Origin of the sequence: Luteolibacter sp. (assembly GCF_039920825.1) — a bacterium.
GTDB lineage: Bacteria > Verrucomicrobiota > Verrucomicrobiia > Verrucomicrobiales > Akkermansiaceae > Luteolibacter.
In genome coordinates, this window is sequence record NZ_JBDSCX010000009.1 from 18,709 (window position 1) to 40,951 (window position 22,243).

Consider the following 22,243-nt stretch of genomic DNA (forward strand, 5'->3'; position numbering starts at 1 on the left):
TAATTCGCGGCCCAGCCACTCTCAAATTCATGAAAATCCCGCTTCACCTGCCCTCCCTCGCCTTCGCGGCAACCTTGTCCGGGGCGCTGTTCCTGGCAGCGTCCCAAGCCGGATGCCAGCCGGAAAAAGCCCTGCAAAATCCCGTGGCCGTGGGCAAGGTGAGCTGGGAAAGGGATTACAATGCGGCGGTGGTGGCGGCGAAAAAGTCCGGCAAACCCATTTTCGTGCTCTTTCAGGAAGTCCCTGGCTGCGCGGGTTGCCAACAATTCGGCCGCGACGTTTTGAGCGACCCCAAGGTGGTGAACGCGATTCAGGAAAATTTCATACCGCTGCTCATCCACAACAACAGCCAGGGAAAGGATGCCGAAGTGCTCGCAAAATTCGACGAACCCGCGTGGAACTATCAGGTCGTGCGCTTCCTGGATGCGAATGGCCGGGACATGATCCCGCGGAAAGAACGGGTCTGGGAAGCCCCCGAGTTGATGAAGCGGATGGAGCAGGCGCTTGAAAAGGCAGGCCGGCCGAAAATCGTCACCGCGGAGATCCGGCGCGTGGCCATCGCGCAGTATTGCTTCTGGACCGGCGAGATGAAAATCGGCGCGATCGACGGGGTGAGGCGCACCGAGGCCGGGTATTTGGAGGGAAACGAAGTGACGCTTGTCGATTACGATCCGGCGGAGATTTCCCTAGCGGAACTCACCCGCAAGGCGAAGGCCGAAGGGGTGGCAACGCAAGTTTATCCTTCCTGGGAAAAGGGCTATCAAAAAGCTCCGAACTCGGACCAGAAGCGGCAGTTGCAAGGGACGAAATATGCCAAACTCAAACTCACTCCTGAACAAGCGACCAAAGTGAATGCCTTCGCAAGGACCGCACCGCAGCGGGCGGATGAATTTCTAACTGGCAGATGACAGCAACCCGTCCAGCCGCATTTCCAACAGCTCGGTCAGCGGCAGCGCGCCACCTTTTGCCGGAAGGACGCCGGATACCAACATCTCGCTCACGCAAATCGGCTCGCCGGCGATGACGCGGGCGGTGCGGTCGATCGGATAAGTCGGGAAACCGTAAAGATCTTCCTCCAATTTCAAAATCGTTTCCGCCCGCCGGTCCAGAGTGGGATCCTCCAGCAGGTAATCACCGATGTAGCTATGGGCCTGCAAGGCGGTGAAAACGCGGTCGAGATCGTCCAACAGCAGCTCCCTTTCCGCAGGCGTCGGGGGCTTTTCCCCATCGAGCAGGCGGCGGCGGATTCGGAAGCGGAGCGCCCGCACCCGTTCGGGCGGGGTGACGGCTTTGGCATCGCGAGGATAGCGGCCCTCAGCGAGTGTTAGAAGCTCCTCACACAGGCGGGTGAGCCGGTCCTGCACGGTTCCCGATCCGGCCTGACCGAGGTATTCCGTTTCCTTGAGCGCGAGAACTCCGGTGCCGAGACGGTGGATCCGGTCATCGATCGGCATCCGCGGTTTCGGCGTCCAGCCGATCCGGTCTTCGAGTTTCGAAAGCCTGTCGCTGAAGGTGGCCTCGACTTCCGTATCATGGAAAAACCGCAGGCCCACCGGCACGAGGTAAGCGTTCTTTCCCGCAGGAAGGCGGGCGGCGGCTTTGAGCAGAATCGAAGCGACGCCTTCGTTCAGCGGATCGAGCCGGCGGTGGTGGTGATAGATTTCCCCTTCGGGAAAAATGACGAGAGGGTCGGCGGCTTTTTCCAACAGGGTGATCGCCGTCTTGATGGCTGATAGATCCGGGCCGTCGCGATCGACGGAAAACACCCCCATGCCCTGAAGCGCCCACGAGGCAATGGGACTGACTTCGAAAATCTCGCGGGCGGCCATGAACAGCGGCCGCATTCCGTGGCGGGAGGCAATTTCCATCACCACGTGCGGATCCGAGTGGTCGGAATGGTTCGGCGCGAGCATCACCGAGTGACCTGCCTCGTTCAACTCGCGGACTTTCTCAAATCCTTTGGCTTCGATTTTCGCGATCCGGTATTTCCTTTTGAGATGCACCGCCCGGTTGATGGCGAGTCCTAACGGACGCAGCCAGTTTTCCAACTTTGGCGGGCGGAAGGTGTAGGGAAGATCGTTGCGAAGCCGGCGCATGGGCTTTCCTATCCGAATCCGACGGAAAGGAAAGGTTCAATCCGCGCTGAGGTACTTGAAGTCGCGGAAGTTGAGGCACTTGAGATTGCCGTCCGCATCGTCGTAAAGCACGACGACATAATTTCCCGCATCGATGATCGGAATGGGCTCCATGTCCTTTCCATTCACGCGGATCGGATTGTAGCCTTCCGGGTAGTGGATCTTGGCTTCACTGATCACCATGCGTTTCACGGCGACCTTTTCCCAGTTCCCTTGGAGATCCCTGAGTTCGGCAGCAATTTCCGGTAGCCCGGACACGGAAATAAACGACGCACTGCGGCCTTCCGGAATCTCCTTCTGTTTGAGGCGGAGGATCCGGATGATGAAATGGGCTTTGTCCTGGTCTGTCGCGGGAACTTTTTCGCCGAAGGGAATGAGGGTCACAGTTTGATCCTTCTCGACGTTGACCTTGGTCGTACCTTCGGTCACTCCCTCGCGCTTGAAGACCACGGTGTGGCTGCCCGCAGGCACGCCGATACCGCCTGTCACGGCTGCGAATGCGTAGCCTGGTTCATAGACATCTTCTCCATCCACCAGCACTTTCACGGTTCCCGTTCCGGGCGCGATGGTATTGGCGATGCAAATGAAACCCTTGGGAGCCTTTTCCTTAGGCTGTGCCCACACCTGCGGCAACAAAGCCGCCGCTAAAATCAGGGAACGGCAAGCCCACCCCGACGAGACTGATAGAACACGCGATGATTCAGAAGTCGTTTTCATTGATGATTTTAGTTCGGTAATTGGCTGTTTCGATCTTGCCATCATTGGCCCGCTTTCCCGGATCGGCGAAAACGGTGTAGGCCCTCCGTACCTCGGAGAGAACCTCGGGTTTGGCATTGGTAACGTCGGTGGGTGCGACCGCCTGGCCCACCACCCACACGCGGAAGTTCCTGGAGCGGACAGTGGAAGATTCATAAACCCGGCCGAAAACTTCTTCCGCCGCAGCGTCGGACCACTGGATATTTTGCTTTTCCGGATAGAGGTCGGAGTTGCCGAAAACTTCCTTGCCATCAGGATCCCTGGCACATGCGAGCTCGGACGGACTGGCGTAGGGCCGCTCCTTGATGATCGCATCCGCGATGATGTCCGCTTCCTTGGTGGTGGACGGGGTGGACAGGGTACTGAGAGGGGCAATCGTCGGGGCCATTCTTCCATCAAATGACGTGGATGTCCGCTTCGAGAGTTTCGGGTCCATCACCAGGAGTCCCGCCGCCATCGAACGCAGGGCGTCACGCGAAGCGGTGTTGATGTTGACGTGCCCCTCGATTCTCACGAGCGGACCTTCGCGCAATGAAGCATCTTCGGAGCGAGACTTGCCGGCGTGGAAAAGGTCGAGCAACCTGGCGGCATGAGTCGCGGGCATCTCAGCTGGGAGATGGTCGACAGAACCGGCGGCGCTCAGATTGAATTTCGGGTGCTCGGGCCGGCCAATGCGTAGTGTGTTTCCACCGCCAAAACGCTGGCTGGACTGGTTGCCCACCTGCACGAGCGGCCACGAAAGCCCTGCCCCGGGCATGATTCCCGAAGTGAAGGTGGGACTTCCGTCCCCGCGCAAGGAAGTGGAGTCCAGTTTTGATTTCGGATCAAAAGTCGGCAGCCACATGATGGGATCGTAGAGACGCCCCAGCTCGGTCGCGCTGTAGTAGCGTTTACGGTCCGAGAGATAGGTGATCGACTCACCTTCCTGGGGTGCGGCTTCGCCCCCCACGGTCGTCGGATCGAAGCTTGGGCCTGATTTCTCCCGCGCGGTGGACCAGCCGGAGGTCCAAGTTGTGACCTGGCAATCATGACCTCCGTCCGCCCATTCCGAGGGAATCACCCGCCCGTAGATCTTGGTCTTGGAGGGACTGTCCAACTTGTAAATCGATTCCCAACGGATGTTGCGGCGGTTCGGGCTGATGTTTTCCGGAAACGAGTTCTCCCCTAACGGATAGGTGGTCATGTAGTGGGAGATCCGGGGATCCCCCAGATTGTTGATGAATGTTCCATAGGGGCCGTAGGTGTGCCCCGGGATGGCCGCCTTGCCGAAGTAACGCGGGAAGTTGATGATATACTTGAGACCGGTGGACTCGCGGACGATACTCGGGATCCGTTCGATTTCCTTGTCGTTCCACTTCATGCTGAGGCCTGCGGCACCGAGCGGTTCCACCAATGAGAAATCCAGTCCGACATCCTTGCCAGAGGCTCCGATGTTGATCATATAGGTGACCTTGGCGAATTTGAAGAACTTGTATTGCCCGGGGTCCAGGTTAATCGTCTTCGGCTGGGTCCAGAAGCGCGTGCCTTCCTGGATGAGATCATTTGGATTCAGGGTTTTGTCCAGCAGGAGGCTCTTGTCATCGAAACGCACTCCCGCCGGGATCGCCCCAATTCTGGGAAGGTTCAGCCCCACTTCGTAACTCAACTGGCATTTTCCGGCGGTGATGGGAAGGTTGGTGTGATTGAACAACTCGGCAAAGAGTTCAAATTCAAAATGCAGGTAATCACTGCGACCGATGGTTTCCCGTTTGATATAATTGATATTCATCAGGATCTCGCTGAACATCGGGCTGGCACCCAATCCGCGGTAGCTGCCCATCTGTACAACCGGCTTGTTGCCGCTGGCCGCATATCCGACCGCACTGGCAGCGATGGTCTTGACGTAGTCTTCCGGAAAGCCGCCCTTGCGATCATCAAACGTGGGCAGGGCGGTCTTGATCCACGACGCCATTTCGTCCACTGCGGCATCAGGTGATTTTGCAATGATGGCATTGAGATTGAGCTTCGGCTTCCCGACCACTGAGGTGTTGATGCCCGGAGCGAACGGAACGACCGGTTGCTCGTCGTAAGGCTGGACGGAGGCGGTGAGACCCTCTTCCACCGCTTTCGCCTTAGCATCCGTTAGACTGCCGGTCGCATCACGAACGAGGGGCGGGACAATGCCGGCGACAGCCAATGTAGAATCCGGAGAAACCAGCGCCTTCCTTCCACTGATGATCGTATTGTCGAGCGTGGAGGAATCCTGCGCGGTCGATGCGGGATCCAGGGAATAAAGAGCGACTTGGTTCAATGGCGGCTTTTTGTCGCGGCCGGAATCATCCAAATCGGAGGGTTCCGGATTCAGCCCCGGAGCGGGAAATTTCGCATACTTGGAACTATCACCTGTCTTCCATCCGTAGCGTTTGTGCTTGCCACCGTCCTCGATGTTTCCCGCCGTCCTGGCATCCAACCGGCTTTGGAGATCTTCGACCCAGTAGGAATAGCGGCCGACCATCTTGCCCTTGCTATCGAGGACCGGACGCCATGCCGCGGTGGATTTGGCTTGGTATGGCAATGTCTGGAACTCATTGAACGCGGCATTTCCGGCCTTTCCCACCAAGGGGGCGACTTCGGGGAGTGACAGGACCTTCGTAGTATCAACGGTCGTGTTCGCAAGCGTGCTGAAAAGCGGCGTGTAATGATATTTCCCCTCGGATGCCTTCGCCCGAGCGAGGAAAAGCTGGGGAGATAACGGGGCGGTGGAGGTGGTGGAAGTTGAGGCGGGAGGAAGTGTCGATTGGAGGACGACATACTCATCGTTAGCGGCGTCAAGGTTGAGTATACCTTTGACGTCCTCAAGCCCGGCGCGGGCGGCAAGCGCGGCACGCTGACGGTCCACGAACGAGCGGGCGGTGTTGCGCTCGATGCCCACCACCAGAAGAATGCCCACCGCAAGGATCAGCAAAGCTGCGACGACAACAAGAATGGACGGCAAGGTGAATCCCGCCGCCGTCTTGCGACAGTGCGGTGTTCTATGGTTTCGCATGATTTCCGAATCGAATGAGGGTTGCGTAAACTTCAAGGTCCTTATTGCGGTCAACCTGATCCGCTTTTCCGAGGAGAGCCGCCGTGTTGCCCGAGCCATCCCAATCGCCCGGCAACTTTAGTTTTCCGACGAGATTCCGGCGGGCGACCACGAGTTTCATTTCAAAAGCGTCGGGGCCCGTGGTGTCGTTTTTCACCCAGTCGATCCACTGGCCGCCGGCATCGAGCGATTTCGGCCGCGCCTCGAAGGAAACGACCCCGAAAGCGACGGGCTCGTCGATCTGGGGCTGCTCGGCGAAAAGGGATGCGACGGTGTCGCTGCGAAGGGCGTCGAAGGTGTCCTTGCTTTCACGGAACCCGCGCATCAGGCAGCGCAACGTCTTACCCCCGACGGGAAGATCCTTGATGTAATAATTCACCGCACACAGGTCGCCAATGTGCCCGGCGTCGGATTGCGCCTGGTCAGGTTGCAGGCTGAGAAATCCGACGCTGTCCACCGGCCATGCGGCGCTGGATTTGTCGATCTTGCCGTCCTTTTGAAAAAGACCGGTTGATAGATCGGCCGAGAGCTGGGTGATCAAAGCACGGGCCTCACGCTCGGTGGCCACCGTCCCGCCGACGCGCTCGTAGCCGTCACCCGAGGAACCGAGCATGCCGGCGGCGAGGATCAGGATCATCGATCCGATCGCCATCGAAAACAGCAGTTCGACGAGCGAAAATCCGGGGCGATTGCGTCGGATGGAACTCATGGAATACGGGTGTAGAAATCAAGCTTCTGGCGCTTCGTCGCCGGTGAGGTGGAGGGATACTCGAGAGTGACTTTGACCAGCATCATCGGCGGCGTGGCGGCCGGAACCTCGGGAGTGGCGCTGATGGTGGCGATGTAACGAATCGGCTTGCCGTCGATTTCCTTGGTTCCTTTGTCGTAAAGCGCTTGATCCATTTTACCGACCGGCTCGCCTTCGGAAGAAAATCCAAGCGCCCAGAGACTGCCGCCCACAGGGAGGGCTTGCCCGGCTTTGGTGGTGGTGAAAAACCGCGGGAAGCCGTCACGTGAAGCCTGGATTTCATCCATGCACGCGGGCACTATCCACGAACTGCGGGTTTCCGCCTCGGAGGACATGCCGCTTTTTCCGGACTCGGCGATCGCACCGAAAACCAATGGAATCGCGATGGCGAGAACGCCCATGGCGATGACCGTTTCGATCAACGACGAGCCACGATTCCGCGATGTTTTGGTGAAATGGGTTTTCATCCGTCGATTTGATAAGGACGCGCCGTGACGCGGCCGATTTTCAAGCGGTTTTCGGTAACAGCTTTTTGCCCGGCCCGCATATTGGGAGTGGCCTTGCCATTACGATAGCCGCCTTCCGCGATGCGAAGGGCAATGGGTGTGGATCCGTCGGGCGAGAGCAGCCCGCCGCGGGAGTTGAAAGCGATGGCGTGAACTTGGATGGAAAGGTTTTTCGTGCCGCCGTAGTTGATCGTCATTTTCGGCGAATCGAGGGGATTGGGAACTCCGTCCGCCTCGCCGCCAATCAGCACGATTCCGGTGTTGAGAGTCTGCCAACGGCTCAAAAGCGTCGCAGTCACGGAAATCGGCGAGGTCGAAGTGGTCGGCCATTTTTCCATCTCCACTTTGAACAAGCCAATGCGGCAGCGCTCGTCACCGGCGGGAAGATCGCCGGGTTCGGCGATGGCGAGAACGACGTAGGAGCGGGAAGTGATCGCGGTGGTCCGCGCTTGTTCGATCATGCCGCTGAGCATGTCTACTCCGGCACGACGGGACTGGTTGCCGGTGCCGCTCAAGAGGCTGATTCCCGCAGTCATCAAGGTGACCAGAATGGCGATCACCGCTACCATTTCAACGAGTGAGAACGCCGGTTCCCCACGGGATGGATATGATTTGCAATGAGGATTCACGTTATTCAAATGTCAGCGGTGAGCAAATGGTTGCACGGATCGTGCCAACACCTAGTAAACACAGAAATCAACGGATGAGTGGAACTGAACCACAACCGTTCAAATGTGACACATCTGTCATGACGTGACAAACTCCAAGCTGTCGTTTCTCAAAAGGTTAATCCGACCTGACGTCATACCAGAATTCGTCCGCCGCTTTACGGTCGTCACCGCGAAAAACCTTGCGGACGAAAGATGGATTTCGAAAAAGGTACCAGTCGCCGAATTGATCGAATTTCCGACATGAGGTGACCAAAGGCGACCGCAGGAGAGTGCCCCACGAACGCCCGGATCTGCGTCCATGTGCTTTCAAACGCCGAGCAAAATCCACATCCTCGGCGGAGACAAACCGCGTGTCGAACCCGCCGATTTCATCGAAATCCCGCTTCCGACACCAGAACAGGCCGAAGCTCACGCCCGTGAAAACGAGATAGGGCAAAATCGAAAATCCACTCGCGACAATGCCCACCGACCAGCGCTCCGGAAAAATCAACGCCCCGCCGCCGACGCATTTTCCGGAATCGAGCCGTTGGAGGATTTCCACAAAACTTCCGGGGTGCATCCGGCTGTCCGCATCGCAGGTGACGATGATTTCGGCCGAAGCCGCGGCGACACCGGCATTGCGGATCATTGAGAGATTCTTCGCATCCTCGCGGACGATCAAACAACCGTGGTGGCGGGCAATTTCCTCCGTGTCGTCCGTGCAGCGGTTGAGCACCACGATCGTCTCGACCAAAATGCCCGCCCGCTCCGCCGCCTGCCTCGCCGCTTCCAGACACGATGGCAGGAACGCCGACTCGTTGTGTGCTGGAACGATGAGGGAAATCAGCGGCTTCACGGGTCCTCCTTATCCGGCTCCGTTTCACTACCGAGAATCCCGTCGAGGATCCCGCTGACGCGGCGCACGGCCTTGCCGCCCTTATCGATGATTTCGACGCCCCTCTCCACGCCTTTCTCGATGGCCTTGTTAGGACTTTCGCCAAGCACCGACTTGGTGAACTTGATAACCTTCTCCCCCGTCTCGGGAATCTGATCGAACATCCGCACGCCCGCCGCCGCGATCAGACGGTCGGTTAGATCTTCCTTAGGATCATCCAAGGTTCCCGTGATGCGCAACGGCGTCCATAACAGGCCCCGCTCGCCGGCGATGAAGACATCGGTCTCCGCGCCGGGAATGGATGCCAGGGTGCCGGGTGCCAGACCGAGACGGAACACCCCGTCCATCTGATTTCCTCGAATGATCATGCTGCCTTCCAGCCGCACCAGGCCCTCGCTGGACAGCACCAGATCGGTGAGTGACAGCTCGCCCTTCTTCCAACGCCATGCGGTGTGCGCTTCATTGAGAGTGAGCATGCGGAAACGCCGGGTGTCGGCGTAGGCGGCCAGGGCGTCGAGCATCGGCAGAGCCGTTAGAGTTCCGTTCTTCACGATGATTTTCCCGCTGGCCACGGGAGCGCCAGTGCTGTTCGACATCGCGAAATCCGACGTCACATCGCCGGTCAGCCGTTTCGCCCAGTCCGAGCCGAGAAGATCATCGCAGTGAATGCCGGTCGCGTTTCCTTCGAGCGAATATTGCCGTGATTTCATATCCCACTCGCCGGTGCTTTCGATCCTGCCGTTCTTCCAGGCGCCGACCGTAGCCGATGTTAGAAAAGCCCGCCCGTCCTGATAGCGAAGCTGCACGCGATCCAAGCGGAGTTCGGGAACGATCCCGAATGGCAACCTGACCGTGCCGCCGTCGATCTCGCCGCGATAGGCGTTTTTGGCACCAGCCTGTTCGGCATGGACGTTCATGCCGGTGGCAGTTGCCAGACCTTGATCGAGGATGACTTTCACGGAGACATCCCCCACATCCATGCTTTCAAGCTCCGCCTCGCTCGGCAGCCACGACGGCCGCTTTGTTTTGGCAACTGATGATTTCATCTTCTGATCCACCTTGGCCGCCGCGGTTTCATCCGGCCGCTTGGTCGCATCCAGCGAGACTTCCAGACGCCGCACCCGCGAGCCGCGGACTTCCCAAACCCCGCGCTTCAATCCGCCCAATCCGACCTCGGTGTGCAGCCCGTCCGCCCTGACTCCCGTCACCAAACCATCTCCCGTGGCTTCGAAAGAATCCGTATCCACAGCCAGCCCATCCCAATGAAAAGACCCGAATTCGCCGGTGACTCCCGCCATGTCGCTCGCTTCGACTGATAGAAATTTCCGGAAACCATCACTGTGCAAATAGCTTCTGACGACCGCATAAACAGTGCCTAGGAAAACGACGCCGACCACCAGCAAGGCGACTGCGGCCTTCCCCGCCCAGCGCCCTTCCCCGGCGGCTTTCCTTCGTCTCGATCTGCGGCTCATTTCCCGAATCCTAGCCTTGCCACACGCCACCGCAAGCTCGCCTAAGGAGAAACCGCCAGCTCCTCACGCCCTTTACGAAGCCGGAAAATCCTCCGCCAGAGCCAGATCGCGGCCGCAGTGCAAAGGACCACGATCCCGATGAAAACAAACAAGGCCACAGCCGGCGCGAGTCCGATCAACCCAAGACCACCCAGCACAAGCCCATCCTCCGCCATGCTGGCCACCGTGTTGGTCACCGGTTCCGGCGAGAGATTGAGAAACGCCCGGATGCCCGCCTTGGTGCCATGCGTCGAAAGCGCCGCCGTGCCCGCCAACAACGCGGCGACCGTCACCGCAACCGGATCCATTTTTCCCAAAACCGCCAGCGTCAGAAAAATCGCCCCGACCGGCCGGATGACGGTGTGCGCCACATCCCACATTGAATCCACCCACGGCATCTTGTCGGCGAAAAATTCGATCACAAACAAAGCCCCCGCCACCCCAAGCACCCACGGATGCCCGAGCACCGCCATCTGCTCATATGATCCGGAAAGCTCGATCCAATGAAACCGCACCGCACATCCGGCGACCAGCACCGTCAGATAGAGATTCAACCCGGCCAAAGTGGCAAGGCCTAGCGCGACTCCAAGTTGGTCGATGAGGGTCATGGTGGAAATGATGAACTCTGAACGGCTATTTTATGAAACGATTTTCAACCAAGGCGGAAGATTCGATTGATTTCATTCCCCCTCCAAACTGAGAAAATATCGCGCGTCGTTCAACTCGCCAGTCCGGGAACATTGAGCCTCGCTCGCAATAGCCCGCCCATTCCATCTTCAAACGCGAACACTAGACTCGAGGGACGTAATTGAAATTTATAAAAATTTGCCATTTGTAATCGTTTTGAGAATTTTGTAATCAAAACGGGATGAAAAGCCCCGACAGTAAGCCGATTGGATACCAATGGCTGGCCGAGCGATTCGAGATGACCGTGATGCCTCACTGGAAGGAAAGCCGGATTCTGGTGAAGGGGGCCCGGCGCTTGGAGGAGAAAGATGGGCGGCAGATTGAATATTTGCCACCCGGACAGGAACAGGGCAATGACGTATTCGCTCACCTGGAGTTTGCCCTGAAACGGGAAGGACTGCATCTGGAGCTATTACGGAAGGTTTTGCCCAGACTGGATCCCGGAGAAGTGACAACCTATATCCGGAGTCGTCCAACGGGACGATACGCAAGAATCCTGTGGTGGTTGTTTGAAGCATTTACAGGTCTAGAGCTTGATCTCCCCAGCGTCGGAATGGGTAACTACGTGGATTTGCTAGACCCGAAGATTTATGTCACCGGACCCGTTGATAAAATTCCCCGTCAGCGAGTGAATTTTAATTTGCTAGGTCACTTGGGTTTTTCGCCGATGGTTCGCTGGAAAGGCTTGGGAGTATGGAACGAGTCCGAACTACAAAAGCGCTGCGCGGAAATCGTGGGAGACTACCCACCGGAGATTTTTCAGCGCGCGGTGCGATTTCTTTACGCGAAAGAAAGCAAAAGCAGCCATGAGATCGAACGGGAGATACCGGATCAAAAAAGGGCGGAGAAATTCATCGGCCTGTTGGAACAGGCTTGGCACCGCAATTTCCTGACAAAGGAGGCTCTGGTTGAATTGCAGCAAGCCATCGTGGACTCACGCTATGCGAACCAAGGGTGGAGAAGCGAAATTGGCGAGCAGGTCTATGTGGGCGAGACGCTGGCTTCGGGAACGGAGCGGGTGCATTATGCCGCACCGAAACCGGAGGAGCTCGATGAACTGATGAGCGGATTTCTTGCGATGTCTCAAAAGATCGTCGATCAGCATCATCCTATGATCCTTCCTGGCGGAGGGAAGGTTAGGGGTAGGACATCCTCAGGCGTTCCCACCCTTGTGGCGGCGGCAATCGTCTCCTTCGCTTTCGATTTTCTCCACCCCTTCAGCGACGGTAACGGAAGAATCCATCGTTTCCTATTGCACCATGTTCTCGCGCACAACGATTTCGGCCCCAACGGAATTATCCTGCCGGTTTCGGCGGTGATTTTGAACCGGCCGCGGGAATATGATCAGGCATTGGAGAGTTTTTCCAAGCCATTGATGGAACGGGTGGATTACACGTTGGATGATCGCCAACGGATGACGGTGACAAACGACACCGTCGATTTTTACCGCTACATCGACTGCACTGAACTTACGCGGATCACGATTGATTTCATCCGGGAAACCATCGAAAGCGAGCTTCCGGCGGAACTGCGGTTCCTAACCACTTATGATGAGATCCGCGCTAAAATGCGGGACATTGTGGAGCTACCGGATCGGATCGGGGATCTGTTCGTGAAGCTTTGCAGGCAGAATGAAGGCAAGCTTTCCAAGCGGAAGCGGGAACTTCCGGAGTTTACCCCGCTGACGGACGGGGAAATCTTCGCTTTGGAAACCGTGGTTCGGGAAGGATTGGGAATTTCCGTTGATCTGGAGATCATCCCCTGATTCACCCGAAATCACGTTTCCTGTAATCTAAATTTTCACAAATCGACCATTTGTAATCGTTTTGAGAAATTCTTTGAGATCAATAATGATTTTTGAAAATTCGGGCGAGATGAATATTTCAGTCCAGTTTTCAGAGACGCAGCGCGGTTTTGAGGAACGGGGCCGTGCGTGAGGTCTTCGATTTCGCGATCCTCTCCGGCGGGCCTTCGGCGATGATTTTACCGCCGTTCTCACCCGCTTCGGGGCCGAGGTCGAGGATCCAGTCGGCTTCGGCGGCGACGGCCATGTGGTGCTCGATGACGACGACGGTGTGACCTTCATCGACGAGACGGTGGAGGACATCGATGAGGCGCTGGACGTCTTCGAGGTGGAGACCGACGGTGGGTTCCTCGATCAGATAGAGATTGCGCTGGGTGAGCGCGGCGTTGTTGAGGGTGGCCTTGGTGCCGCGGCCTTTGGTCAGTTCGGAGACGAGCTTGATGCGCTGCGCCTCGCCGCCTGATAGAGTGGGGCTCGCCTGACCGAGCTGGAGGTAGCCAAGCCCGGTGTCGGCCATCAGCTTGAGCGGATGGGAAATGCGCGGCTGGGATTCGAAGAACGCGGAAGCTTCGTCGATGGTCATGGAGAGGACCTGGCCTATGTTTTTCTGACGGAAGGCGATTTCCAAGGTGGCTGGATTGTAGCGCTGACCGTTGCAGGATTCGCAATGGACCCAGGTGCTGGGGAGGAAATCCATTTCGAGTTTCACCCGACCGTTGCCCTTGCACTCGGGGCAGCGTCCGCCTTCGGTGTTGAAGGAGAAACGCGAGGCATCGAAGCCGCGCATCCTTGCTTCAGGGAGTTGGGCATAGAGCGCGCGGATGTGATCGAAGACTTTCACATACGTCGCCGGACAGGAACGCGAGGTCTTGCCGATGGGTGATTGATCGACTTCGTAACAGGCTTTGATCAATTTTTCACCGCTGGTTTTACCGAACGGAAGATTGGACTTCTTCACCCGCGTGGTCTTCGCCTCATTCTTGAAAAGCGCGGCGATGCAGGAATGCATCAGCGAGGATTTTCCAGAACCGGAAATTCCTGTGAGCACCGTGAGCCGGCCGAATGGAATGGCGGCATTCACGTTTTTGAGGTTGTTCGCCGTGCAACCGTCGATCGTTAGGAACGAATGATCCTTGCCAACAGGACGTCGCGTTCCTCGGATGGGATGATTTATTACAGCGGAGAGGGCGCGATAAGTCGGAGAAATGAGCAGTGCCGAGTGATCAGTGATCAGAGAAGATTTTTTCTTCCCTCTTCCACTGATCACTGATGACTGCTCACTCGGCACTCGCGGCGGTTTTCCCTGATAGACAATCTCACCGCCGAGACGCCCCGCACCCGGACCGAGATCGATGAGATGATCCGCCGCCGCGATCGTGTCTTCGTCGTGCTCGACGATGATGAGGGAATTGCCCTGATCGCGGAGGGAGATGAGGGTTTTGAGGAGGGCGGCGTTATCTCGCGGGTGGAGACCGATGGTGGGTTCGTCGAGGACGTAAAGGACGCCGCGGAGGTTGGAACCAAGCTGGGCGGCGAGGCGGATGCGCTGGGATTCACCGCCTGATAGAGTGTTGCCGGAGCGGTCGAGTTGGAGGTAACCGAGACCGACTTCCCGAAGGAACGAAAGACGTTGGCGGATTTCTGGAAGGATGTCGCGGGCGATCAATGTGTCACGGTCGTCCTTGAAATCGATTTTTTCGAAATGCTTGAAAGCGACATCGATGGATAGATGGCCGAGACCCGCGACCGGCGTGCCTTGGAGCTGGACGGCGGAGGCGACAGGATTCAGACGCGAGCCGTGGCAGGCGGGGCACTCGATCAACTCGACGTCATCCATGCGCTCGATGGCGCGGTCAGCGTCCATTTCGGCTGCCAACACGGAATCAAAGCGCGAGGTGTCGAGGTGTTGGCGGCGTTTGGGGACGCGGCCGTGGCCACGGCATTCTTCGCACCAGCCGTGGGGCGAGTTGAAGGAGAAGAGCCGCGGGTCCAGTTCCTCGAAGGATTTGTTGCAGGACGGACAGCTCGATTTGGTCGAGAGAAGCGTGAACTTCTTGTCGGCGGTGAAGAGCTTGATGAGGCCCTTGCCGATTTCCAGCGATCGCTCCAAAGAAGGTTGGAGATTCGAGGTCGTTGGTTTTGAAATCTCGGCGACGACGACATCGATGTCGTGCTCCTTGAAACGTTCGAGGCGGGTGAAGCCTTCGGCGTCCTTGAACTGCTTATCGACTAACAAGCGGGTGAAGCCTTGTTTGAGCGCCCATTCGGCGATCTCATTGTGAAAACCCTTTTTGCCACGGATGATTGGAGCTAACAGGGTGACAGGACCTTTTTTCAGATGGCCGCGAATGGTGTTTTCGATGGCGGCTAGTGACTGACGTTCGACAGGGACGTGGCAGTCCGGGCAGTAGAGCGTGCCGAGTTTCGAGTAGAGCAAGCGGATGAAATTCCACAGCTCGGTGACAGTCGCGACGGTGGATTTCCCACCGCCTTGGGAGACGCGTTGTTCGATGGCGACGGTAGGTGGAAGGCCTTGGAGTTGGTCGATCTCGGGCTTTTCCAACTGCTCGGCGAACTGCCGGGCGTAGGCGGACATGGAGTCGAGGAAACGGCGCTGTCCTTCGGCGAAGAGGATGTCGAAGGCGAGGGTGGACTTGCCGGAGCCTGATAGGCCGGAGATCACGACGAGTTGGTCGCGAGGAATATCGACGGAGATGTTTTTCAGGTTATGGTGACGGGCACCGCGGAGGGTGATGGAGTTGGAAGAGGGTTGATGGTTGAGAGTTGATGGTTGATGGAAAGAAGGAGGGGCGAGGCCTAGCGCTTGCTTGAGGAAGTGGGCGGTGGGAGTGTTGGTTTTGGCGACGGTTTCGGGCGAACCTTGGGCGACGAGCTGGCCGCCGTGTTTGCCGGCTTCGGGGCCGAGGTCGAGGATCCAGTCGGCGGATTTGATGACGTCGAGGTTGTGCTCGATGACGAGAAGGGAATGGCCGGAATCGACGAGTTTTTGGAAGACTCCTAGCAGATTTTCAATATCGGAGAAATGGAGGCCGGTGGTGGGTTCGTCGAGGATGAGGAGTTTTCCTCCCACTGCTCCACTGGAGGAAAGAAGTTGGCAGAGTTTGAGACGTTGAGCTTCGCCGCCCGAGAGGGTGTTGAGAGGCTGACCGAGTTTCAGATAGCCGAGGCCGACTTCGACGAGCGGCTGGAGAAGTTTGATGATCTGCTGGTGACGCTTGGCGTGCGCGGGGATCAATCCCGTGGTTTCCGAGTAGAAGGCGATGGCATCGACAACGGTGAGATCGAGAATGTCGTGGATCGATTTACCGAGATAGTGAAGATCGAGGGTGGAGGATTTGTAACGCTTGCCGTTGCAGTCCGGGCAGGTGACGTAGAGGTCGGAGAGGAACTGCATTTCGACCTTTTCGAAACCATTTCCGGCACAGCGGTCGCAGCGGCCGGCGCCGGAATTGAAAGAGAAGAAGCCCGTCGTTAGATCGCGGGCACGCGCTTCCGGAGTGAGGGCGAACAGCTGGCGGATGGGATCGAAAGCACCAAGAAAAACGGCGGGCGTCGAGCGTGGTGTGCGGGCGACCGCGGTTTGATCGACGAGTTCGACACCGTCGAGGTGTTGCGAGCCTTTGAGTTCCTTGATCGGCGCGGCATCACCTTCGGCTTCCTGGCCGAGCTTGCGCGCGAGATTCAGATAGAGAACATCGTGGGCGAAGGTGGATTTCCCGGAGCCTGAGACACCAGTGAGCACGGTGAAGAGGCCGAGCGGGAGATCGACATCGAGTTTCTTCAGGTTGTGGCGGGTGGCTCCTCGGATGGAGAGGAGTTGTTTTGAGGGCTTGCGGCGCTTGGCGGGGATGGCGATGGATTTTTTCCCGGTGAGCCAAGGAAGAGTTCCTAGTTTGGAGTTTTCAGTTTTCAGGGAAGATTTGGAAACCTTCCCTTGAGGCGAACCTTGATAGATGAGTGTGCCGCCGAAGGAGCCGGCGCCGGGGCCGAGATCGACGAGGTGATCGGCGGCCTGCATGACGGTTTGCTCATGTTCGACGACGACGAGCGTGTTGCCCTTGTCGCGAAGGCCGTGCATGACGCCGACGAGACGGTCGATGTCGCGTTGGTGAAGGCCGACGGTCGGTTCGTCGAGGACGAATAGCGTGCCGGTGAGGGCAGCTCCAAGGCAGGTCGTTAGATTGACCCGCTCGACCTCGCCGCCGGAGAGGGTGCGGGTGGTGCGGTCGAGAGTGAGGTAGCCAAGACCGACCTGATCGAGGTAGGTGAGGCGTGAGAAAATTTCGGTGACGACGAGATCGAGCGTCGGATCGGAGGGACGGTGTGAGATTTCGGATTTCAGATTTGAAAACCAAGGGAGCAAATCGCCGATGGAGAGTGACCAGAGTTCGGGAAGGGTTTTGCCATCCACCTTGAAGCAAAGGGACTCGGGCTGGAGGCGTTTGCCGCGGCAGGTGGAGCAGGTGGTGTAGGAGCGGTAACGGCTGAGGAAGACGCGGACGTGCATCTTGTAGGCCTTGGTTTCCATCCAGTCGAAGAAGCCCTTGATGCCATACCAATCGCCGGATTGCCAGAGGTCTTCGAGTTCATCCGGCGTAAGGTTGTCGGTTTTACGATCACCGTAGTAAATCCATTCCTGCTCGTCTTCGGATAGATCTTCAATGGGGCATTTGATGTCGATACCACGCTCCTTGCAGTTTTTGACGAGATCGCGCTGGCACTCGTCGCCGCGCTCGCCTTGGAAGGGTTTGATCGCTCCTTGGGCAATGGACAGAGATTTGTCGGGGATCGTTTTCTCCAAATCGATGCCGATGATGCGGCCGAAGCCGCGGCATTTCGGACAGGCTCCTAACGGGGAATTGAAGGAGAAGAGAGCCGGTGTCGGCGGGCGGAGGGTGAAACCGGTTTTCGGGTTGGTCCAACTCGTACTGAACGCACGAGAGTTTTCAGTTTTCAGTTTGGAGTTTTCAGCAAGAGAGACGGTCGCGTGGCCTTTGCCGAGAGTGAAGGCGGCTTCGAGGGCTTCGAGAAGACGCGACTGATTTTCTGGTGTTAGAGCGAGCCGATCCTGGACGACGTGGATGACGGGCAAAATGAATTTCGTGGTCCGTGGTTCGTCGGTGCGGACGATTTCCCCGTCGATGAGGATGCGGAGGTAACCTTGGGCATTGAGGAAAGGAAGAATTTCCGCCGCCTCGGAATTCGGTGGGATCGGAATCGGGAAGGTAACGAGAAGCGGCTTGCCTGCTAGATTTTCCGCGGCCCATGCGGTGGCGGATTCCGGCGAATCGGGCTGGATGGTTTCGCCGGTAATGGGATCGTAGCCGATGGCGAGTCGGGCGAAGAGAAGCTTGAGATAATCGTTGATCTCGGTGAGCGTTCCGACGGTCGAGCGGGTGGTGCGGACGTGGTTTTTCTGCTCGATGGCGATGGCGGGCGGGATGCCGTCGATGTGATCCACGGCCGGCTTGTCCATGCGGTCGAAGAACTGCCGGACGTACGGTGAGAACGTCTCAACATAGCGGCGCTGCCCCTCGGCGTAGAGCGTGTGGAACGCGAGCGAGGATTTTCCGGAACCGGACGGACCGGTCACAACGGTCAGTTTTCCAAGCGGGATATCGAGATCGAAACCCTGGAGATTGTGTTGCCGGCAACCGCGGAGGGAGATGGCGGAGTCGGGGCGGCGGGCGGTGGAAGGCTCAGCTTTGGGCACGCCGCAGGTTAAACAGGAAAGGCAGGTCCGCTAGTGGAAGTGCGCGGGCGGATGAAAAATTTCGCGTCATTCACCGGCACCGGATGACGAACCGAGGATGAGGCCGGAAAAATAGTCCGGGTCGCTCTTGGTTGCCTCGATTTCCTTTTCGACGAGATCGATGGCACCGGCGTCGTTGTCCGCTTTGAGGCGTTCGATTTGTTTCTGCAAGCCCAGGATGTAGGTTCCGGAAAGCGTTGAAAGTGCCTGTTTGAAGGTGTCCTGGACTCCGGTTTGTTTCTGATAGAACTCCGCGCGGATTGCTTCGATCTCCATGAACTCCGAGAGCGATGTCCCGATTTCGGAAGGTACCTTGCCGCCATCCGTCTTCCATCCTTCGATCGCGGTATCCAGCACATCCGTTTCAGGGCCGGCACCGGGCTTGTACTTGCGGACCTGGCGCTTGAGTGAGGCTTCAAACGTCGTGAAATTGGTTTTCAAATTCAATTGGTAAGCCGCCACGGGAGTCTTGGCCTTATCCTGCATGATCTTCCTCGCCCGCTCGAAAAAACCGGGAACATCGAACTTCGGCGGCGGAAGGTTCGATGCATCGGGCACGTTGTCGGGTGTGACGGCAGGCGTGGTGTTTTCCACCGGATCTTCCACCGGATCGGGTTTCACCATCGTCGGATCCGTGCTTTTTTCATCAGGTCCCGGAGACACTTCCGGTTCGGGCGTTTCGTCATGATCCACGACGGAATCCGATTTTTTATCCGCCTTTGAACCATTCGCTGGAAGGATCACCACGGTGGACTTGGGTGGCTCCGGCGGCGGATTTTTCGTATAAAAAACATAAGCCCCAAACGCGGCGATGACGGCCGCGAGGAGGAAAACGAACACTGCGGAATTGGATGACTTTTTGGGTTGGAATTTGCCCCGGGACCGACCGGCATGGGCCGCGCGATGGGCCGTAACGACCGGACCGCGGGGAGGTCCCTTCGGCGCGATGGATGAGGCGATCGCCTGCAAGTCCTTCGCGATTTCCTTGGCGCTGGAATAACGGGCGGCAGCGAGTGGCTGGGTGGCACGGCGGATGATCGTATCAAAGCGGGAATCGCAATGGACCATGGTCGATGCCGGCCGCGGATCCTCCGCGGGAAGACGACCCGTTAGAAGCTCGTGCAGCAGGACACCGACGGAAAAAATATCCGCGCGATAGTCCACGGAATGCGGCGAATTGACCACCTCGGGCGCGGTGTAGTGAGGGGTACCGAAAATTTCCTCACCCTCTTGAACTTTGTTTTCAATCGGCCGGGCCAAGCCGAAATCGCCGATCTTGGGCTCGGCGTTGAGATCGAGCAGAATATTGGACGGCTTGATATCGCGGTGGATGATCCCGTTTTCATGCGCGTGGGCCAGGCCATTGCAGACACCGGTGACGAGGCGGATCACTTCTTTCTGGTCGATCGATTTGCCGTAGGCCGAGTGGTAGATCGATTTCCCCGGCACGTACTCCATGATGATGTAGAGCATGCCGTTCACCTCGCCGAAATCGTAAACGCCGATGAGATTCGGATGGTTGAGACGGGCCATCGCCTTGGCCTCCGCCTCGAAGCCCGCGCAGAATGCGGCGTCCTTGCTGAGTTCCCGCGGCAGGATTTTCAGGGCCACCGCACGGTCCAGCGATTTTTGCACCGCGCAGTAAACGGCTCCCATGCCGCCGGTAGCGATGAGACCTTGGATTTCATACCCCGGAAAGAGCGGGGCGAGATCGGCAGGATCCGGCGCTACGAAGCCGGCTTGTTCGTTGGAATCGCTCATGAGGGAAAAAAGCGCATGATCTCCAGCGCGCGCGGGAGGCTATGCTTAATGAACATTGGATTTCAAGTTTATTGATCCGGACCGGTTGGATCCGGATAGAAAACCGCCGGAATCGCAATTGGTCGCGCAAACCGTAAACGATGCTTGCTCATCGGGCACCCACCGGGAATCACTTCGCGCCATGAACGAAGCAGAAGTCATGGCAATTTGCGGGGAAGATGGAATCCGCCGGATGGTGGCCGCATTTTACCAACGCATCCGGACCGACGACCTGATCGGGCCGATGTATCCGGAAAGCGACTGGGCGGGCTCGGAGGAACGCTTGGCGGATTTTCTGCTTTTTCGCCTCGGCGGCTCAACCCGCTATTTGGAAACCCGCGGGCATCCGAAACTCCGGATGCGCCACATCACCTTTAAAATCGGCATGGCCGAGCGCGATCGGTGGCTTGAAACGATGTCTGCGGCGATGACTGAAACGGGCATTCCCGCCGAGGCCCGGGAGTTTTTGGATCCGTTTTTCGCCCAAGTCGCGGATTTCATGCGAAATCAGGCCGATCGGTAACCCGGTTTTCAGCCGAGCGGGGCGTGATAAATGATCCACTCGGGGATCTTGATCGAGGCGTTGTAGAGGATGTGCAGGACAATCGCGGTCGCCAGCGATCCTGTGGCTGAATAAATCAAGGCACACGACAGGCCGAAAATCCCTACACTGACGAGTCCGAAGCTGTCGTAAAAGTGAAGCGTCGCGAAGATGGAGGAGGAAATCAGCGCGGCGGAAATCACGCCAAGCCGATTCCGAAACGCCCGGAACAGCACCCCGCGATAAAGGATTTCCTCGGAAATCGGGGCCAGCAAACACGTCGAAATCAACGCAAACGTGAGCCCCCACAGCCCGGCATCGCCAAGGCTGAGCCCGCCGCCCGGCTCGTTCGAACCGGCATTTCCCATCGATTTGCGCAGCAGTTGATCGACGAGAATCAGCAGCGAATACGTTCCGAAAACCGCCTTTAGCGCGACCGGTCGATTCAAGCCCATAACGCTCAGCGCATGACTCGGACGCCGGAAGAGCAATCCCAGCGCAATCAGCGCCGGCAGCATCCGGGCCGCAGAATCCAGGAAAATTCCCACCGCCGGGTGCAGCCCCGGCAAGGCATCGATTCCGAATTCCAAGGTCATGCTGAATCCGATCCACGCCAAGGTGGCTACCAAAAAAACGACAAGCCCCAGAGGCAAAGGCCAAGCACCACCGTAACCTTGGCGTTTCGTCCTCAATCCCCTTTTCATGAGCATCAAGGTTCCGGGGACAAATACCAGACCGACCAAACCAATCAACCAAACCACCCCGCCAGCCGCCACCGCGCGAGTCCTCAGGCCCAAGGAATCTTGGACGAACTTTTGCCTCCAATACGGTCCAAGCCGGACATTTTTCCCCCAAGCATCAATCAGTTTCGCATCCCACCAAGTGCCATGATGATTGGCCAGACTCGTCGAAATTTCCTCGTAATCCGAGATCATTTGCCCCTGTAGCGCGTTCGCGAGCGTCTCCCCCACGGGCAGTTTTTCGTGCTCGGCCTTTACGATGGCGTAGGCCTCCAAGCCTCGTGTTGAGATGGATTTGTCGATGGCCAGCTTTTCAAGAACGCCCAACGCATCGCGCTGCGTGGTCGCCGGATCATGCACTCCCGCCATCCATTTCAGCCACGCCGGATCTTCCGTCATCGCATCGGCCAACCGAAGATCGCGGTCGATTTTTACCAGCGCGATCTCTTCCGTGCCGGGCGCATAACCTCCCTCTTGGCCGAAATAGTGGTCCCAAAGCCAGATCCCCAAAACGAAAGCAAGTAGAGCGATCAGCGGCTCGGGATAATCCCGCCGCAAAACAGCGCGGTAGGGATTTCCACTTTGGTTCGAGCTCGCCATCTTGTTTTTAAAGAACGCCCGGAGAATCTATGG

At 57.7% G+C, this 22,243-nt stretch carries 16 protein-coding genes; 3 read left to right on the forward strand and 13 right to left on the reverse strand.

Annotated features, from left to right (window positions below):
- Nucleotides 1-29 precede the first annotated feature (29 nt).
- Nucleotides 30-908, forward strand: a complete 879-nt coding sequence (locus tag ABIQ96_RS01945; RefSeq protein WP_348212851.1) for a VPGUxxT family thioredoxin-like (seleno)protein, type 2 — start codon at nucleotides 30-32, stop codon at nucleotides 906-908.
- Here the strand turns inward: ABIQ96_RS01945 and ABIQ96_RS01950 are convergent.
- The 10 genes from ABIQ96_RS01950 to ABIQ96_RS01995 all read right to left on the reverse strand — a co-directional run bounded on the left by ABIQ96_RS01950 (nucleotide 894) and on the right by ABIQ96_RS01995 (nucleotide 11,355).
- Nucleotides 894-2,096, reverse strand: a complete 1,203-nt coding sequence (locus ABIQ96_RS01950) for a lysophospholipid acyltransferase family protein (RefSeq protein ID WP_348212852.1) — start codon at nucleotides 2,094-2,096, stop codon at nucleotides 894-896. The genes ABIQ96_RS01945 and ABIQ96_RS01950 overlap by 15 nt on opposite strands.
- A 36-nt stretch (nucleotides 2,097-2,132) precedes the next feature.
- Nucleotides 2,133-2,852: a hypothetical protein gene (locus ABIQ96_RS01955; RefSeq protein WP_348212853.1), complete on the reverse strand. Its 720-nt coding sequence runs from the start codon at nucleotides 2,850-2,852 to the stop codon at nucleotides 2,133-2,135.
- Nucleotides 2,836-5,916: a hypothetical protein gene (locus ABIQ96_RS01960; RefSeq protein WP_348212854.1), complete on the reverse strand. Its 3,081-nt coding sequence runs from the start codon at nucleotides 5,914-5,916 to the stop codon at nucleotides 2,836-2,838. The genes ABIQ96_RS01955 and ABIQ96_RS01960 overlap by 17 nt, the downstream gene beginning before the upstream one ends.
- Complete coding sequence (locus ABIQ96_RS01965) at nucleotides 5,903-6,664, reverse strand: prepilin-type N-terminal cleavage/methylation domain-containing protein (RefSeq protein ID WP_348212855.1); 762 nt, start codon at nucleotides 6,662-6,664, stop codon at nucleotides 5,903-5,905. The genes ABIQ96_RS01960 and ABIQ96_RS01965 overlap by 14 nt, the downstream gene beginning before the upstream one ends.
- Nucleotides 6,661-7,170: a type II secretion system protein gene (locus ABIQ96_RS01970; protein WP_348212856.1), complete on the reverse strand. Its 510-nt coding sequence runs from the start codon at nucleotides 7,168-7,170 to the stop codon at nucleotides 6,661-6,663. Before ABIQ96_RS01970 ends, ABIQ96_RS01965 begins: the two co-directional genes overlap by 4 nt.
- Nucleotides 7,167-7,778, reverse strand: a complete 612-nt coding sequence (locus ABIQ96_RS01975; RefSeq protein ID WP_348212857.1) for a hypothetical protein — start codon at nucleotides 7,776-7,778, stop codon at nucleotides 7,167-7,169. Before ABIQ96_RS01975 ends, ABIQ96_RS01970 begins: the two co-directional genes overlap by 4 nt.
- Nucleotides 7,779-7,995: 217 nt before the next feature.
- Nucleotides 7,996-8,715: a glycosyltransferase gene (locus tag ABIQ96_RS01980; protein ID WP_348212858.1), complete on the reverse strand. Its 720-nt coding sequence runs from the start codon at nucleotides 8,713-8,715 to the stop codon at nucleotides 7,996-7,998.
- Nucleotides 8,712-10,226, reverse strand: coding sequence for a hypothetical protein (locus ABIQ96_RS01985; RefSeq protein ID WP_348212859.1), 1,515 nt, complete (start codon nucleotides 10,224-10,226; stop codon nucleotides 8,712-8,714). Before ABIQ96_RS01985 ends, ABIQ96_RS01980 begins: the two co-directional genes overlap by 4 nt.
- Nucleotides 10,227-10,267: 41 nt before the next feature.
- Complete coding sequence (locus ABIQ96_RS01990; RefSeq protein ID WP_348212860.1) at nucleotides 10,268-10,873, reverse strand: DUF4126 domain-containing protein; 606 nt, start codon at nucleotides 10,871-10,873, stop codon at nucleotides 10,268-10,270.
- A 110-nt stretch (nucleotides 10,874-10,983) separates the two neighbouring features.
- Complete coding sequence (locus ABIQ96_RS01995; RefSeq protein ID WP_348212861.1) at nucleotides 10,984-11,355, reverse strand: hypothetical protein; 372 nt, start codon at nucleotides 11,353-11,355, stop codon at nucleotides 10,984-10,986.
- Between the two features lie 264 nt (nucleotides 11,356-11,619).
- On the opposite strand from ABIQ96_RS01995, the gene ABIQ96_RS02000 reads away from it, so the two are divergent.
- Nucleotides 11,620-12,717 carry a Fic family protein gene (locus ABIQ96_RS02000; protein WP_348212862.1) on the forward strand — a complete coding sequence of 366 codons (1,098 nt, stop codon included), beginning with the start codon at nucleotides 11,620-11,622 and terminating at the stop codon, nucleotides 12,715-12,717.
- Between the two features lie 130 nt (nucleotides 12,718-12,847).
- Here ABIQ96_RS02000 and uvrA read toward each other — a convergent pair whose 3' ends face one another.
- On the reverse strand, nucleotides 12,848-18,490 hold the full coding sequence (gene uvrA, locus ABIQ96_RS02005) for an excinuclease ABC subunit UvrA (protein ID WP_348212863.1): 5,643 nt from the start codon (nucleotides 18,488-18,490) through the stop codon (nucleotides 12,848-12,850).
- Nucleotides 18,491-18,556: 66 nt separating this feature from the next.
- Entirely contained in the window at nucleotides 18,557-20,290 is a 1,734-nt protein-coding gene (locus ABIQ96_RS02010; RefSeq protein ID WP_348212864.1) for a protein kinase, read from the reverse strand.
- A 181-nt stretch (nucleotides 20,291-20,471) separates the two neighbouring features.
- Between ABIQ96_RS02010 and ABIQ96_RS02015 the strand changes: the two genes are divergently transcribed.
- The gene (locus tag ABIQ96_RS02015) at nucleotides 20,472-20,852 is read left to right on the forward strand and encodes a globin (RefSeq protein WP_348212865.1); all 381 of its coding nucleotides are present in this window, start codon (nucleotides 20,472-20,474) and stop codon (nucleotides 20,850-20,852) included.
- Between the two features lie 8 nt (nucleotides 20,853-20,860).
- Here the strand turns inward: ABIQ96_RS02015 and ABIQ96_RS02020 are convergent, their stop codons facing one another.
- Entirely contained in the window at nucleotides 20,861-22,210 is a 1,350-nt protein-coding gene (locus tag ABIQ96_RS02020; protein ID WP_348212866.1) for a type II CAAX endopeptidase family protein, read from the reverse strand.
- Nucleotides 22,211-22,243 lie beyond the last annotated feature (33 nt).